The organism is Devosia sp. Root105 (genome assembly GCF_001424865.1).
In the GTDB taxonomy this organism is placed as follows: Bacteria; Pseudomonadota; Alphaproteobacteria; order Rhizobiales; family Devosiaceae; genus Devosia_A.
The window spans coordinates 280,244-294,291 of record NZ_LMCR01000016.1; the positions used below are offsets into that span (position 1 = coordinate 280,244).

The 14,048-nt window shown below is 64.6% G+C and carries 19 protein-coding genes; 13 read left to right on the forward strand and 6 right to left on the reverse strand.

Annotation, left to right across the window (positions count from 1 at the left end; translation table 11 throughout):
• The first annotated feature begins 98 nt into the window (after positions 1-98).
• The 8 genes from ASC68_RS17445 to ASC68_RS17480 all read left to right on the forward strand — a co-directional run bounded on the left by ASC68_RS17445 (position 99) and on the right by ASC68_RS17480 (position 5,985).
• The gene (locus ASC68_RS17445) at positions 99-524 is read left to right on the forward strand and encodes a YciI family protein (protein WP_055881978.1); all 426 of its coding nucleotides are present in this window, start codon (positions 99-101) and stop codon (positions 522-524) included.
• A 21-nt stretch (positions 525-545) separates the two neighbouring features.
• On the forward strand, positions 546-971 hold the full coding sequence (locus ASC68_RS17450) for a YciI family protein (RefSeq protein WP_055881979.1): 426 nt from the start codon (positions 546-548) through the stop codon (positions 969-971).
• 91 nt (positions 972-1,062) lie between these two features.
• Entirely contained in the window at positions 1,063-2,325 is a 1,263-nt protein-coding gene (locus ASC68_RS17455) for an RNA polymerase sigma factor (RefSeq protein ID WP_055881981.1), read from the forward strand.
• A gap of 119 nt (positions 2,326-2,444) precedes the next feature.
• A complete protein-coding gene (locus ASC68_RS17460) occupies positions 2,445-4,211 on the forward strand; it encodes an adenylate/guanylate cyclase domain-containing protein (protein ID WP_082528241.1) in 1,767 nt (588 codons plus the stop codon).
• A gap of 86 nt (positions 4,212-4,297) precedes the next feature.
• Positions 4,298-4,564, forward strand: coding sequence for a PilZ domain-containing protein (locus tag ASC68_RS17465; RefSeq protein ID WP_055881985.1), 267 nt, complete (start codon positions 4,298-4,300; stop codon positions 4,562-4,564).
• A gap of 130 nt (positions 4,565-4,694) precedes the next feature.
• Positions 4,695-4,994: a hypothetical protein gene (locus tag ASC68_RS17470; protein WP_055881987.1), complete on the forward strand. Its 300-nt coding sequence runs from the start codon at positions 4,695-4,697 to the stop codon at positions 4,992-4,994.
• A gap of 121 nt (positions 4,995-5,115) precedes the next feature.
• Positions 5,116-5,472, forward strand: a complete 357-nt coding sequence (locus tag ASC68_RS17475; protein WP_055881989.1) for a cupin domain-containing protein — start codon at positions 5,116-5,118, stop codon at positions 5,470-5,472.
• Positions 5,473-5,700: 228 nt separating this feature from the next.
• Positions 5,701-5,985 (forward strand): hypothetical protein, encoded by a 285-nt coding sequence (locus tag ASC68_RS17480; RefSeq protein WP_055881992.1) that lies wholly within the window; start codon positions 5,701-5,703, stop codon positions 5,983-5,985.
• A 48-nt stretch (positions 5,986-6,033) separates the two neighbouring features.
• On the opposite strand, the gene thrS is transcribed toward ASC68_RS17480, so the two are convergent.
• The gene (gene thrS / locus ASC68_RS17485) at positions 6,034-8,004 is read right to left on the reverse strand and encodes a threonine--tRNA ligase (protein WP_055881994.1); all 1,971 of its coding nucleotides are present in this window, start codon (positions 8,002-8,004) and stop codon (positions 6,034-6,036) included.
• A gap of 154 nt (positions 8,005-8,158) precedes the next feature.
• The gene (locus ASC68_RS17490) at positions 8,159-8,419 is read right to left on the reverse strand and encodes a GlsB/YeaQ/YmgE family stress response membrane protein (protein ID WP_055881997.1); all 261 of its coding nucleotides are present in this window, start codon (positions 8,417-8,419) and stop codon (positions 8,159-8,161) included.
• A 268-nt stretch (positions 8,420-8,687) separates the two neighbouring features.
• On the opposite strand from ASC68_RS17490, the gene ASC68_RS17495 reads away from it, so the two are divergent.
• Positions 8,688-9,203, forward strand: coding sequence for an invasion associated locus B family protein (locus ASC68_RS17495; RefSeq protein ID WP_055881999.1), 516 nt, complete (start codon positions 8,688-8,690; stop codon positions 9,201-9,203).
• A 12-nt stretch (positions 9,204-9,215) separates the two neighbouring features.
• On the opposite strand, the gene yidD is transcribed toward ASC68_RS17495, so the two are convergent.
• Both yidD and ASC68_RS17505 read right to left on the reverse strand, forming a co-directional pair.
• On the reverse strand, positions 9,216-9,527 hold the full coding sequence (gene yidD / locus ASC68_RS17500) for a membrane protein insertion efficiency factor YidD (protein ID WP_055882001.1): 312 nt from the start codon (positions 9,525-9,527) through the stop codon (positions 9,216-9,218).
• Entirely contained in the window at positions 9,527-9,979 is a 453-nt protein-coding gene (locus ASC68_RS17505) for an iron-sulfur cluster assembly scaffold protein (RefSeq protein ID WP_055882004.1), read from the reverse strand. Before ASC68_RS17505 ends, yidD begins: the two co-directional genes overlap by 1 nt.
• Positions 9,980-10,135: 156 nt before the next feature.
• Here ASC68_RS17505 and folE point away from each other — a divergent pair, with 156 nt between their 5' ends.
• The 3 genes from folE (at position 10,136) to hisI (ending at position 12,144) form a co-directional block, all read left to right on the forward strand.
• Positions 10,136-10,753: a GTP cyclohydrolase I FolE gene (gene folE / locus ASC68_RS17510; RefSeq protein ID WP_055882007.1), complete on the forward strand. Its 618-nt coding sequence runs from the start codon at positions 10,136-10,138 to the stop codon at positions 10,751-10,753.
• Between the two features lie 70 nt (positions 10,754-10,823).
• Positions 10,824-11,666, forward strand: a complete 843-nt coding sequence (locus tag ASC68_RS17515; protein WP_055882010.1) for an AraC family transcriptional regulator — start codon at positions 10,824-10,826, stop codon at positions 11,664-11,666.
• A gap of 31 nt (positions 11,667-11,697) precedes the next feature.
• On the forward strand, positions 11,698-12,144 hold the full coding sequence (hisI, locus tag ASC68_RS17520; protein ID WP_055882013.1) for a phosphoribosyl-AMP cyclohydrolase: 447 nt from the start codon (positions 11,698-11,700) through the stop codon (positions 12,142-12,144).
• On the opposite strand, the gene ASC68_RS17525 is transcribed toward hisI, so the two are convergent.
• Positions 12,138-12,356 carry a SlyX family protein gene (locus tag ASC68_RS17525; RefSeq protein ID WP_055882016.1) on the reverse strand — a complete coding sequence of 73 codons (219 nt, stop codon included), beginning with the start codon at positions 12,354-12,356 and terminating at the stop codon, positions 12,138-12,140. The genes hisI and ASC68_RS17525 overlap by 7 nt on opposite strands.
• Positions 12,353-13,111 carry a rhomboid family intramembrane serine protease gene (locus ASC68_RS28390; protein WP_082528242.1) on the reverse strand — a complete coding sequence of 253 codons (759 nt, stop codon included), beginning with the start codon at positions 13,109-13,111 and terminating at the stop codon, positions 12,353-12,355. The genes ASC68_RS17525 and ASC68_RS28390 overlap by 4 nt, the downstream gene beginning before the upstream one ends.
• A 186-nt stretch (positions 13,112-13,297) precedes the next feature.
• Here ASC68_RS28390 and ASC68_RS17535 point away from each other — a divergent pair, with 186 nt between their 5' ends.
• Complete coding sequence (locus ASC68_RS17535; protein ID WP_055882023.1) at positions 13,298-13,960, forward strand: PAS domain-containing protein; 663 nt, start codon at positions 13,298-13,300, stop codon at positions 13,958-13,960.
• Positions 13,961-14,048: the final 88 nt, after the last annotated feature.

A 14,048-nucleotide genomic window follows, 5' to 3' on the forward strand; every position in this document is an offset into this window, starting at 1 on the left:
GCCCGTGTCGATCTCTCGATCGGTCGCTCGTCGTGTCACTGCAGCAGGATGAACTCGCGCCATACGGGCCGCGACGTCCGGGCACAAGGAGACCGAAGATGCGCTTCATGATCATCGTCAAAGCCACCGCCGACAGCGAAGCCGGCATCATGCCGCCGCCCGAGAGCTTCGAGGCGATGGGCCGCTTCAACGAGGCGCTCATCAACGCCGGCGTGCTGCTGGCAGCTGAGGGCCTGCACCCCTCGAACCAGGGCGCCCGCGTCACCTCGGAAGGCGGTAGCCTGATCGTCAGGGATGGCCCGTTTGCCGAAACCAAGGAACTGATCGCCGGCTTCTGGGTGATCAGCGCCAAGTCGCGCGACGAGGCGCTCGAGTGGGTCAAACGCATCCCGTTCGACGATGGCGAGACCATCGAGCTCAGGCGCGTATTCGAGGCGGCCGACTTCGCCGAGATCGTCCCGGCAGAGGCCGTCGCCCAGGAACAGGCCTGGCGCGACGCCACCCAGAAGCCCATCACCAACTAACGACAACACGAGGACATCGACATGAAGTTCATGGTCATCCGCCGGGCGGACGCCGAGACCGAGGCCGGAGTGATGCCTGGCGCCGACCTGATCGCCGAAATGACGCAGTTCCACGAAGACGCGGCCAAGGCCGGCATCGTCATCGCCGGCTCCGGCCTGATGCCGACCTCCCGCGGCGCCAAGGTGAAGTTCAACAATGGCAGGCCCACCGTCATCGACGGCCCTTTCACCGAGGCCAAGGAGCTGATCGCCGGCTACACCCTGATCGAAGTGCCGTCGCGCGAGGCGGCGATCGAGTGGGTGAAGACCTGGCCCAGACTCGACGGTCACGGCAATGTCGAGATCGAGATCCGCCAGCTGTTCAGCGAAGAGGATTTCGGCGAGGCCTATACCGAGGCCATGGCGAGCAGGGACGCCGCCCGCAACCCGGTCCGCAACCCTGAGTAAGCCACCTTGCTCACCGCAGGGATGAGCAAGGTGCTCACCCCAGGGATCACCATCTTGCTCCGGCGGATCGGATTTGGTCTGATCCGCTGCCATGACCGAAAGAGATACCCATCGCGCCATCGAGGCGGTGTTCCGCATCGAGCAGGCCAAGCTGATCGCTGGTTTGACCCGAATCGTGCGCGACGTCGGCCTTGCCGAGGAGCTGGCGCAGGATTCGCTGATCGTCGCCCTCAATCACTGGCCGGAGAGCGGCGTCCCGCGCAACCCGGGCGCCTGGCTGATGCAGACGGCTAAGCGCCGCGCCATCGACTATTTCCGGCGCAACAAGATGGCGGCGCGCAAGCTCGACGAGCTCGGCTACGACCTGCGGGAGATCGAATCCGCCGCGCCCGATCTCGATACCCCGCTCGACGACGATGTCGGCGACGACCTGCTGAAGCTGATCTTCACCTCCTGTCATCCCGTGCTCTCACCCGAGGCGCGGGTGGCGCTGACGCTCCGCCTGCTCGGCGGGCTCACCACCGACGAGATCGCTCGCGCCTTCCTTTCCGCCGAGCCGACCATTGCCCAGCGCATCGTGCGCGCCAAGAAGAGCCTTGCCGAGGCCGGCATGCCGTTCGAAGTCCCCCGCGCCGAGGAGCGCGCCGGTCGCATGGCGTCGGTGCTCGAGGTGCTCTACCTGATCTTCAACGAAGGCTACTCCGCCACCGCCGGCGATGACTGGACCCGACCGCAGCTCTGCGAAGAGGCGATGCGGCTGGGCCGCATCCTCGCCGGGCTGGCGCCCGACGACGCAGAAGTCCATGGGCTCGTCGCGCTGATGGAGATTCAGGCGTCCCGCCTCCGCGCCCGTACCGGCGCCAATGGCGAGCCCGTGCTGCTGCTCGAGCAGAATCGCGCCCTGTGGGACCAGATGCTGATCCGCCGCGGTCTCGCTGCCCTCGACAGGGCCGAGAGCCTCGTCGGCGCCGGCCCTTACGTGCTGCAAGCCGCCATCGCCGCCTGCCATGCCCGGGCCCGCAAGGCCAACGAGACCGACTGGCGGCGCATCGCGGCGCTCTACGACATGCTGGCCGCGATGACCCCAAGCCCGGTGATCGAGCTCAACCGCGCCGTCGCCCACTCCATGGCCTTCGGCCCAGCCTCCGGTCTCGCCATCCTTGATGCGGTTGCCGACGACCCGGCGCTCAGGGGCTATCACCTGTTGCCCAGCGTCCGCGGCGACTTCCTGGTGAAGCTCGGCCGGCTGGCCGAGGCCCGGCTCGAGTTCGAGCGTGCCGCCGGGCTCACCCGCAACGAGCGCGAGCGCATCCTGCTGCTCGACCGCGCGGCCGCCTGCCAACCGGCCGCTTGAGGTCTTCCCGTCGCGACTATCTGCTCTGCGCGAATTGTTCTGAAGCAGAACGCTGTTCCGCTATCTCCGTTACATTTCACAGTGCTATAGAGCGAGAGCTTGCAGCAGAAGCATACAGTATGGCTCAACCTGACCGCCGATTGGTCCCGATCGTATCGCTGGACATCGTGGGATATTCCCGCCTTGTCGAGCGCAGTGAACGTCAGACCCTGCGCCTCGTGCAGCGGGTCTACGATCGGCTGATCTCGCGCACCATCGGCGCCGCCGGCGGCAAGGTCTTCAAGACCATGGGCGATGGCCTCCTGGCCGAGTTCAACAGCGTCGTCGCCGCCGTGCAATGGACCGCCGACCTGCAGCGCCAGATCCATGAGCGCAAGATCCATGCCCCGGGCGGCGAGATGTTCCAGGTGCGCGCCGGCATCGTGCTCGCCGACGTGCTGGTGGCGGGCAACGATCTCTACGGCTCCGGCATCAATCTCGCCGTGCGCGTCCAAAGCCATTCGCCGGCCGGCGGCATGTGCATCACCAAGTGGATGTACCAGTACCTCGACGGCACTATCGAGCTGCCCTTCGTCGACATGGGGCCGACCGAGCTCAAGAACATCTCCAAGACCGTCCGCATCTATGCCTGGCATCCCTCCGGCCTGACGCGCCCGCAACAGCCCGAGTCACCCCCGCCTCCGCCGCCGAGCAACCGGCCCTCGGTGGTCGTCTTGCCGTTCGACAATCTCTCGGGCGAGGCCGATCAAAGCTATTTCGCCGACGCCGTGGTCGAGGAAATCACCGCGACGCTCAGCCGGGTGAAGGACTTCTTCGTCATCGCCCGCAATTCGGCCTTCACCTACAAGGGCCGCGCCGGCATCGACATCCGCCAGATCGGCCGCGATCTCGGCGTGCGCTACGTCGTCGAAGGTTCGGTGCGCCGGGTCGGCGAGCGCGTCCGCATCACGGCGCAGCTGGTCGAGACCGAGGCGGGCAGCCACATCTGGTCGAACAAGGTCGACGGCGCCGTCGCCGACCTGTTCGACCTGCAGGATCGCATGGCCGCTGAAGTGGCGAGCGCCATCCAGCCCTCCATTCGCCGCGCCGAAGTCGAGCGGGCGCGCAAGAAGCGTCCGGAGACGCTTGCCGCCTATGACCTGGTGATGCGCTCCCTGCCCCACCTGTGGTCGCATAGCCCCGACGACAACCGCGAGGCCATCGACCTGCTGGCCCGGGCCCTGGCGCTCGAACCGCACTACGGCCTTGCTGCAGCGCTGGCCGCCTGGGCGCACGGCCAGCAGGTCGCCTATAACTGGACGGCGGATTTCGCCGCCGAGCGCCGCACCGCTGGTGCGCTGGTCGAAACGGCGTCGCAGCACGTCGCTGACGACCCGACCGCCCTCACCGCCCTCGCCTCCGCCATGATGATGCTCGGCGGCGACGTGCGGCAGGCCGCGACCTTCGCTGATCGGGCGCTGGAACTGGACCCGAACCACGCCTGGGCCTGGATGCGCCGCGGCTGGGGCCACGTCTATCTCGGCAACCCCGAAGACGGCCTTGCTGCCTTCGAGCGCTCGGCGCGGCTCTCGCCGATGGATCCGTTCGCCTTCAACGTGCATCTGGGAATGGGGTTGGCCAATTTCGCCGCCGGCCGGCCACAGCAGGCCATCGACTGGGCGCAGCGCGCCATGTCGGAGCGCCCCGGCCTCACCTGGCCGCATCGTGACCTCGCGGTCTACTTCGCACACCAGGGCGATCTGGCGGCGGCCCGCGACGCGCTGGAGCGTTTCCAGCGTGCGCATCCGGATGTCACCCTCGCTTCGATCGGCGATGGACTGCGCTTCATGTATCCGTCATTGCTCGCGCGCTATCTGCAAGGCCTGCAACTGGCCGGATTGCAATAGGCAACTCGCGGCGCAACTTTATCCATTCCGTAAGCAGTTCACCAACACCGGATCGGCATTGTCGCCTGGGCTTTGGGGGTTTGAGCTTGGATATCCGTCTCGAGAAACGGCTTTCGCCGCGGCGTAACACTATTATCGAGGCGACGATCGTCTTCGATGGTGGCCGTACGCGGATCCGTTGCATCATCCGCAACCTGTCGGAGACCGGCGCCAAGCTCGAAGTAGCATCCGTTACCCGCATCCCCCGCACCTTCGATCTCGTGGTCGACAAGGTTCGCCCGCAGGCCTGCATCGTCATCTGGCGCTCCGTCAAGGAGCTGGGCGTGCAGTTCCGCGACCCGATAATTCGCTGAACCCCGCCTGAACCGCAGGTTCGGAATCCATTCAAAGCCCGCCTCCTATCAGACCGGCCATCGAAGCGGACGACACGCTCCGCCTCATCTTCCGCCTTCGGGTGGAATGCTCGTCTAACAGGAGAATAGAATGCAGAAGACTATTGCGCTGGCTCTGCTGGCTGCATCCATTGTTGCCTTCCCGGTCGCCACCCCGTCGTTCGCTTTCGACGCCAGCAAGAGCACGCTGTGTGGTCCCGACGCCCCGGAAGGCTACAAGCGCCCGGGCGGCTACTGCGATACCATCACCGAGAACAAGTCGCTCCTCGAAACCGAGGAAGGCTGCACCCAGTACCTGCCGAGCAGCTTCTTGCTCGGCACCTCGGCCAAGCCGGTCCTCGTCGCCGAGTACTGCGACGACGACTGGATGCTCCCGCTCGCGGCTGTCTGAGAACTCTCGGGAAGCGGTCTTTGGGCCGCTTCCTCTTTCAGCCTATTCAAATGCCGTTCATCTGCCCTATCTTAGGTATGGCAGCACGTTTCGGACACACGTCCCTTGGGGGGGACTCGCAATGTCGAGGCATGCATTTTTCATCGCCGGTGATCGCGTCGTTCACGTCGCTAATCCCTGTGGTGCCGGTTTCCAGTATCAGGCGCAGTCGCACACGCTGCCGCCGCAGGCCCAGGTCGGCCCGCATCAACACGACGCGGCTGAGACCGTGCTCGTGGTGCAGGAGGGCATGCTCGAGCTGATGGTCAACGGCGCGGCCGGCTATGTCGCCGCCGGATCGTTCGTCCGCATCCCCGCCAAAGCCTGGTTCGCTTACCGCAGCGTCGGCGACGAGGCAGCCCGCCTCCTCTGCCGCACCGCACCGGCGCAGCCGGCTGGCGATGGCTGCAAGATCACTATCCAGATCGCCGCCGCTTAGCCTGGCGACCTCTTCTTCGAACCAAGGGCCTGTCCGTCTGGACGGGCCCTTTTCGTTTGCCTTCGATTCCGGCCAAATAGTCATAAGTCGTATTATGATTATGAACCGACATTGAATGCCGGGTTCGGCTTCAATTCACGCCGGCCTCATTAAGCCTCTCCACATCGGCGGACGACATGCCCGCTTCCCCCTGCCAGTCCGCTGGCAAATCCGTTCAGGAGAGACGACTTGAAGAAAATCCTTGCCATTGCCCTGCTGCTCGCAACTTCGGCAGCATTTCCCGTTGCCACCCCGGTGCTCGCCGACTCGAGCACCAATGCGCTGTGCGGCCCCGATGCGCCTGAAGGCTACAAGCGTCCGGGCGGCTATTGCGAGCAGCTCGACCAGGGCTCGCTGGTCCAGTCCGACGGGGACTGCAACTACGTGATCGAGAGCATGCTGACGATGCTGAAGCCGGGTCAGACGATCCTCGTCGCCGAGAACTGCTACTACGAAGTCCCGGTCAAGCTCTGACAGCTCAAATGAAAGGGGCCGCATCGATGCGGCCCCTTTCGTATCTTGCTATAGGGCCTGCTGCTTGAGGTCCGGTGGTACGGCCTCCGCCATCAGCTCGACGATCGCGTCGGTTGCGGCGATCACCTTCTGGCCTTCGGTGCCGAGGCGACGAACCGATACGGTCCCCTCCTCCGCCTCGCGCTTGCCGACCACGAACATCAGCGGCACCTTTTGCACCGAGTGCTCGCGCACCTTGTAGTTGATCTTCTCGTTGCGCGCGTCGAGCTCGGCCCGGATGCCGCCGGCCTTCAGCCGGTCGACCAGCTTCTGTGCATAGTCGTCGGCGTCCGAGACGATGGTCGCGACCACCACCTGAGTGGGCGCCAGCCACATCGGCATCTTGCCGGCATAGTGCTCGATCATCATGCCGATGAAACGCTCGAGCGAACCGAGGATCGCGCGGTGCAGCATCACCGCGTACTTCTTGGTCCCGTCCTCGGCGACGTACATGGCGCCCAGCCGCTCCGGCAGCACATAGTCGAGCTGCAGCGTACCGACCTGCCAGGAGCGCCCGATGGCGTCCTTCAGGTGGAACTCGAGCTTGGGGGCATAGAAGGCGCCCTCGCCCTCGGCGATGACGAAGTCGTAACCGGTGGCCCTGAGCGCATCGCCCAGTGCCTTCTCCGCCGCGTCCCAGCGCTCGATGGTGCCGCCGAACTTCTCCGGCCGCGTTGCGAGCTTAATGACGACATTCTCGAAACCCATGTGCTCGTACACCGAGTACAGCAGGTGGACGAAACGCTCGGTCTCGGCCTGGATCTGCTCCTCGGTGCAGAAGATGTGGGCGTCGTCCTGCGTCATCTGCCGCACGCGCAGCAGCCCATGCAGCGCCCCATGCGCTTCGTTACGGTGGCAGCAGCCGAACTCGGCCATGCGGATCGGCAGGTCGCGGTAGCTCTTGATGCCCTGGTTGAAGATCTGGATGTGGGCCGGGCAGTTCATCGGCTTGAGCGCCATGAGTTCCGCCTTGCCCGACAGCACCGGACCGGTCTCCTCGGTGCCGGGCACCTCGTCAGGCACCACGAACATGTTTTCGCGGTACTTGCCCCAGTGCCCCGAGGCCTCCCAGAACTTGGACGACATCAGCTGCGGGGTTTTAACCTCGTTGTAGCCGTTGGCGTTCACCCGGCGGCGGATATAAGCCTCCATCTGGTTGTAGAGGACATAGCCCTTGGGGTGCCAGAACACCGACCCCTGGGCTTCCTCCTGCAGGTGGAACAGGTCGAGATCCTTGCCGATGCGGCGGTGGTCCCGCTTCTCGGCTTCCTCGATCATGTGCAGGTACTCGTCGAGTTCCTTCTGGCTGGCAAACGCCGTGCCATAGATGCGGCTCAGCACCGGATTGTTGCTGTCGCCACGCCAATAGGCGCCGGCCACCTTGGTCAGCTTGAACGCCGTCCCGATGTCCTTGGTCGAGCGCATGTGCGGGCCGCGGCAGAGGTCGAACCACTGGCCCTGCTTGTAGATCTTGATCATCTGGTCGGCCGGAATGGCATCGACCAGCTCGACCTTGAAGTTCTCGCCCTTGGCGGCGAACACGCGCTTGGCCTCGTCGCGCGACCACACTTCCTTGGTGAAGGCGGCGCCGCGCGCGATGATCTCGGCCATCTTCTTTTCGATGGTGGCGAAATCGTCCTCGCTGAACGGCGTATCGCGCTTGAAGTCGTAGTAGAAGCCGTTCTCGATCACCGGACCGATGGTGACCTGCGTCTCAGGCCACAGCTCCTGCACCGCCTCGGCAAGCACGTGCGCCGCGTCGTGACGGATCAGCCCGAGCCCATCGGCGCTGTCGCGCATCACGAACTCGATCTTGCCGTCTGCCTCGAGCGGATCGGACAGGTCGCTGAGAACCCCGTTCCACTTCATGGCGACCGTCTTCTTGGCGAGGCTTGGGGAGATGCCCTCGACCACGGTGGTCCCGGTGGTGCCACGCGCATAGTCGCGTACTGCACCGTCGGGGAACGTCACCTTGATCATTTTCATCTCCAATGGAAATTGCCGGCGGAAGTGCCGGCAAGGCGGGGTGTCTAGCATGTGTCGCGGGGCTACGCCAAGCGGACGCGCAAATGCGCCCGGGGCGTGCTGGCCCCGGGCGATGTCATCAGTCCGACCGGGCAGAGGCGGTGGAGCGCTAGGTTCGCCGGCTCGATACCGCTCTGCCGATGGCAATAAGGATGCAGGCGCCGATCACGCCGGCAATCAGGTAGCCAAACCAGCCACCGAATGAGATGCCCAACAGCCCGAACACCAGACTGGCGACGATGGCGCCAACGATGCCAAGGATGATGTTCATCACCACGCCGCTGCTATTGTTCATGAACCGTCCGGCAAGCCATCCCGCTATGCCGCCGATGATGATCGCCGCAAGCCAACCCACGCCGTCGAAAGCCATCGCACGTTTTCCTTCTCGTTAAGTCGCTAGCCAGGCAGAACATTCCGGCTGGCAAGCAATAACGACGGACAACGAAAAACGATCCGTGGCTACGTCCACCGGCCATAGGCACCTGCGATCCTCGCAGGACCCATCCAGCGTCGGGCAAGCTCAGCGAAAGCCCACCCTCCAAGGTGCCCCTGGCGCACAACCGATATCGCTCACTGACCGGTTTACAAATCGGCGACAGCAAAGGATTGTCGCTCGAAGTACTCAAAGGGGGGCGAACATGCGCCGGACAATACTGCTGATCTTGGCCGCTCTCGTTGCGGCCTGCTGCTTGGCCACCCCCGCCTCGGCTCAGGCTCTACCACTCAACAAATGGTACAAATACTGCGATGCGGATGACACCTGCATCGTCGAGTACCGGATTCCCAAATGGCAGGTCATCTTCCAGATACTGATCCGGCCGACGGCAAAACAACCAATTATCGCGGCGGCAATCTGGTGGCGCGACGCTGAACGAAAACCGGGCATGACCTGGCAGATCGACGACGGAAAGACACTGAATGTCCCCTATATCGAGTGCAGCAAGATAAGATGTTCGGCACAGGTCGAACTCAACAACGAGTACCTTGACGTTCTTCGCAAGGGCTCGGCTTACCATCTGGGCGCGACGCGTGAGGGCCAGTATGTGCTGGTCGACGTACCGCTTCGCGGCTTTCGTGCCGCCTATGACGGCAAGCCTTCGATGACGTGGGACAAGCGCCGCAAACTGCAGGAAGCCGGGAACTTGCTCTACTAAGGAGCAGCGCCCCTACTTCCAGCGCCCGTAGCTCCATGGCGCATACCAGTGCGTGTCCGCCGGCAGCGCCTCCGGTACCGGGTCGTAGCCGTGCGTGCCACCCGGCCGGCACCGGACGATCCGCGCCAGGCCCATCCAGCCGCCGGGCCAGAAGCCGTGCCGCCAGATGGCATCGCGGGTGAACTCCGAGCAGCTCGGTGCGTGCCGGCAGGTGCGGCCCATGAACATCGACAGCGAGTAGCGATAGCCCTGTATCAGCCCGTAGGAGACGAGCTTGAACGGCCAGTCGACAATGCTCCAGAACACCTGGGCGATGCGCTGCATCAGCCGGCGGCCGCCACCTGCGGGGCCTCGATCTTGTCCAGTGCCTCGCACACCGCGTCGAACACCAGCAGCGTCGAGGTGTGGCGCGGGCGGTATTCGCGCACCGGCTCGAGATACTTGAGATCGATCCACTTGGCGCCTGACGGCGGAGGACCATCGGCCTTGAGCATCGCCGTCATCTCGTCGCGTACCCGGCGGAACTCGCTGACCGGCGTGCCCACCACATGCGTTGCGACCACGGCGGCCGAGGTCTGCCCCAGCGCGCAGGCCTGGATGTCATGGCCGTAGCCGGTGATCACCCCGTCGATGACATTGATATCCACCTCGATGGTCGAGCCGCACACCCGGCTGACCTTGCGAGCGCTGGCATCGGGATCGGTGAGCCGCCCCGGCCTTGGCTGATTGCCGGCGAGTTCGAGGATCCGGTCCGAATAAAGATCGCTGAGTTCCATCTTTTTCGCGAAACTGTTTCTTGGCCGCTGTCGTTGCCCACCTATATAGTGATGGAGATGCAACAAGTCAGCGGCGTCCATCGTCACTGACACCATACCGGGAACCGTGGGGCGACGTATTGCGTCTGTCGCCTGCTATTGACCGAGGAACCAAAGATGGACGCCAGCGCCAAGCCGCAGCACGTCAAGCTCGTCCCTGAAATCACCCGTCCCAGCCGCGAAGAAGCGGAAGCGGCGGTTCGCACGCTGATCGCCTGGGCCGGCGACGACCCGACGCGCGAGGGCCTGCTGGAAACCCCGCACCGCGTCGCCAAGGCCTACCGCGAGTTCTTCGCCGGCTATGGCAACGATGCGCGCGAGGTGCTGCACAAGACCTTCAAGGAAGTCGGCGGCTACGACGACGTCGTGCTGGTGCGCGATATCCCGTTCTCGTCGCATTGCGAGCACCACATGGTGCCGTTTTTCGGCAAGGTGCACATCGCCTACTTGCCGCATGACGGCGTTGTCGGGCTGTCCAAGCTCGCTCGCCTGGTCGAGGTCTATGCCCGCCGCCTGCAGGTGCAGGAGAACATGACGGCGCAGATCATCGACGCGGTGAACGAGCACCTCAACCCGCGCGGCGCCGCGGTGATGATCGAAGCCGAACACATGTGCATGTCGATGCGTGGCGTGCGGGCCCACGGCGCCCTGACGATCACGCAGCGCTTCACCGGCGTGTTCGCCGAGGACCGCAACGAGCAGGATCGCTTCTTCGCCATGGTGGGCAAGCGGTGACGTCACGCGCAGTGCGCTGACCGCAACCGCGATCAAGTCTGCTATATCTGGGCGGGCATAGGGTGAGCCCATGTCCGCCGTCGCCAAGACCCTCTGGATCATCGAATCGCGCTTCGGCATGCCGCTGACGCTCGAGGAAATGGCCGTACATGCCGGCGTTTCGCGTTTCCACCTGTCGCGCATCTTCCCCCAGGTGACCGGCTACTCGATCTCCACCTATCTCCGCGGACGCCGGCTCACCGAAGCGGCGAAGGCGCTGGCCGGCGGCGCCCCCGATATCCTTGGCGTCGCGCTCGATGCCGGTTACGGCTCGCACGAGGCCTTTACCCGCGCCTTCCGCGCCTTGACCGGCCTGACGCCTGAGGAGGTGCGGCGCCGGCGTCGCCTCGACGACCTGCCTTTGCTCGAGCCGCTGCGCATGGATCCCGAGGTGCCGGTGGACCTGTGCGCGCCGCGCATCGAGGACCGCGGCCCGATCCGCGTCGCGGGGCTGGTCGCACGCTATGCCGCGAACGCCGATGCCGGGATCCCGGCGCAGTGGCAGCGCTTCGGCCCCTATGTCGGCAACGTTCCGGGCGAAATCCCGGGCGTCTATTACGGCCTCTCCGGGCGCTATTTCAGCGAAACCGGCGAGTGCGAGTACATGGCCGCCATGGAGGTGCGCGAGACCGCCGAGCTGCCGCGCGAGTTCACGCTGGTTACCGTGCCGGCTCAGCGTTACGCCCGCCTCGCCCATCGTGGCCATATCACCACCATCCGCTCGACCATCGAAGCGATCTTTGCCCAATGGCTGCCGACCTCCGGTTATCGCAAGAAGCACGCGCCCTGGAGCTTCATCGAGTATTACGGACCCGACTTCAACGAGCATACCGGCCTTGGCACCGTCGAAATCTGGATCGCGCTCGAGGATTGAGCGCGAGCCCGGTGCGGGATAGAACCCCGCCATGAGCACCACCTTTGCCGACCCCAGCACCCTGGACCATGAGCAGCGCGACGAGGGCACTGTCTTCGCCCCCAAGTTCGACGCGCACGGTTTGATCACAGCCGTGGCCCAGGAGGCAGGTTCAAACCGTGTCCTGATGGTCGGCTTCATGAATGCAGAGGCGCTGGCCCGTACTATCGAGACCGGAGAGGTTCACTACTACTCGCGATCGCGCAAAGCCCTTTGGAAAAAGGGAGAAACGTCCGGCGAGATCCAGCGAGTGGTGGAACTCTCGGTCGACTGCGACCAGGACGCCATCCTGATGCTGGTCGAGCAGACCGGCCGCGGCGCCGCCTGCCACACCGGCCGGAAAAGCTGCTTCTACCGCATCGTCGAAAGCGCCGGGACGTTGCGCCACAGCGGCGAGCCCCGGCTGTTCGATCCGGCTGAGGTCTACAAAGCTCAGTAATGCGGCGGCGGCGGTTCGACCGCCGCCAGCGCCGGATGCGCCTCGACGTCGCGCAGCTGCGAGCCGAGGTTGCTGAGTTCGCGCTTCAGCGCCTCGATCTGCTTGAAATGCTCGGCCAGCGCCGCGTTCAGTTCCTCGATCGCCTGATCCTGGAAGGTGATCGTCGTCTCCAGCGTGACCATGCGGGCCGTGAGGTCAGTGATATCGCTCATTTGCTTTCCTCCTCAGGGGCGCCGGGGCGGCGTTCGAACAGCGGCGTGAGGAACAGGCCGGCGAGGAAGCCGCCCAGGTGCGCCTGCCAGGCGATACCGATCGATTGCCCGATCAGCATGGGCAGGAACGGCACCGCTGCGTTGAGCACCAGCCACACCACAATGAAGAAGGCGGCGCGCTGGTTGCGCATCAGCTCCCTGAGACTCGCCATCCGGCGCCCGAGCACGTGCTCGGCGCCAGTCTCGGGATCGCGCCCGACGATCACCGGCTGGAAGATGAAGCGGCACGCTACCCCCGTCAGGCCTGCGACGCCACCTGAGGCGCCGATCAGCAGTTGCACTTCCGGCAGCGTCGTTGCGGCGAACGCCGCGGCGCCAACCGCGGCGCTCGCGAGGAAGAGAATCACCGTGGCGCGCGGCCCATAGCGACGGGCCACCGGGGTGCCGAAAATGGCCAACCAGGCGCAATTGATTAAAAGGTGCTCCCATCCCGCATGCAAAAAGGCGTGCGTGAACGGTGTCCAGAGCAGCGGTATCCACCCTCCCTCGAACCCTGCTCCGGGGATGCCGCGAGCCGGGATGAAGGCCAGCCAGTAGATGAGCTGGAGGTCCCCTTGTTCGTTAAGAACGAAGGCTCTGGCGAGGTGTACGGCCAACATCAGGCCCAGCAGCGCAGTCACCACACCGGGCAGCAGAATGGCTGGCTGACGACCGTCAGACGTCTGATTTTGTTGGTGATTTCGCTCGTCAGACATGAAAACTCCCGGTTTTCCGGGCTTTGTAGCCCATTCCCCCGACTTATCCACACGGGGCCCGCCGCGTTAACCCTAACAATTGTTTAAGGGCGATTTCCGCTCAGGCTTTTGTCACTCTTGCTGTTGCGGCGGTCGCCCCTTTTCCGGGACGCGATGCTCGGGGTTTGGGAACAAGGCAAAAAGACTATGCAAAAGGCCAGCACCAAGGCGCTGTTCGACTATTGGAATGCGCTCCGCGGTTCTCGCAGTGCTCCGGATCGGCGCGATATCGACCCGACCCGAATCCGCTCCGCCCTCGCCAACACCTTTATCCTCGAGCTCAACGATTCCAACGAGTTCGATTTCCGCCTCGCCGGCTCGCATCTCTGCTCGGCCTATGCCCGCGAGCTGAAAGGCCGCTCCTTTACGCGTCTGTGGCACGAACGTGACCGCGACGCCATCGACACCCTGGTCCGCGCCGTCACCGAGGATCATGCGGTTGCCCTCGTCACCTTCCAGGGCACGACGGCGGTGCACACGCGCCTGTCGGTCGAAACCATCCTCCTGCCGCTCCGTCACAACGGCAGCACCCAGACACGCCTGCTCGGCGCCATGACCTCGATCGACGAACCCTATTGGTTCGGCGTCCAGCCGATCATGGAGCAGCGCATCACCGGCCTGCGGCTGATCTGGCCCGACGACGTGTCGCTCGCCGACATGGCGAGCGATGTCGCGGCCGCCGTGCCGGCCGAAGACCTGGTTTTTGCCAGCGCCGGAGCAGCCGTCCCTGCCCCGATGAGCGCCACCGTGTTCGGGCGCACCGCCCGCCGTTACGCCCACCTCGCAGTGATCGACGGCGGCCGGCGGTAAAGCGATCAGGAAAAAGCCCGTCCCCGCGAAGGCGGGGATTGCAGACTTTTCCGCTTCGATCTCGCGACAACCAAGGACTTGGAGTAGC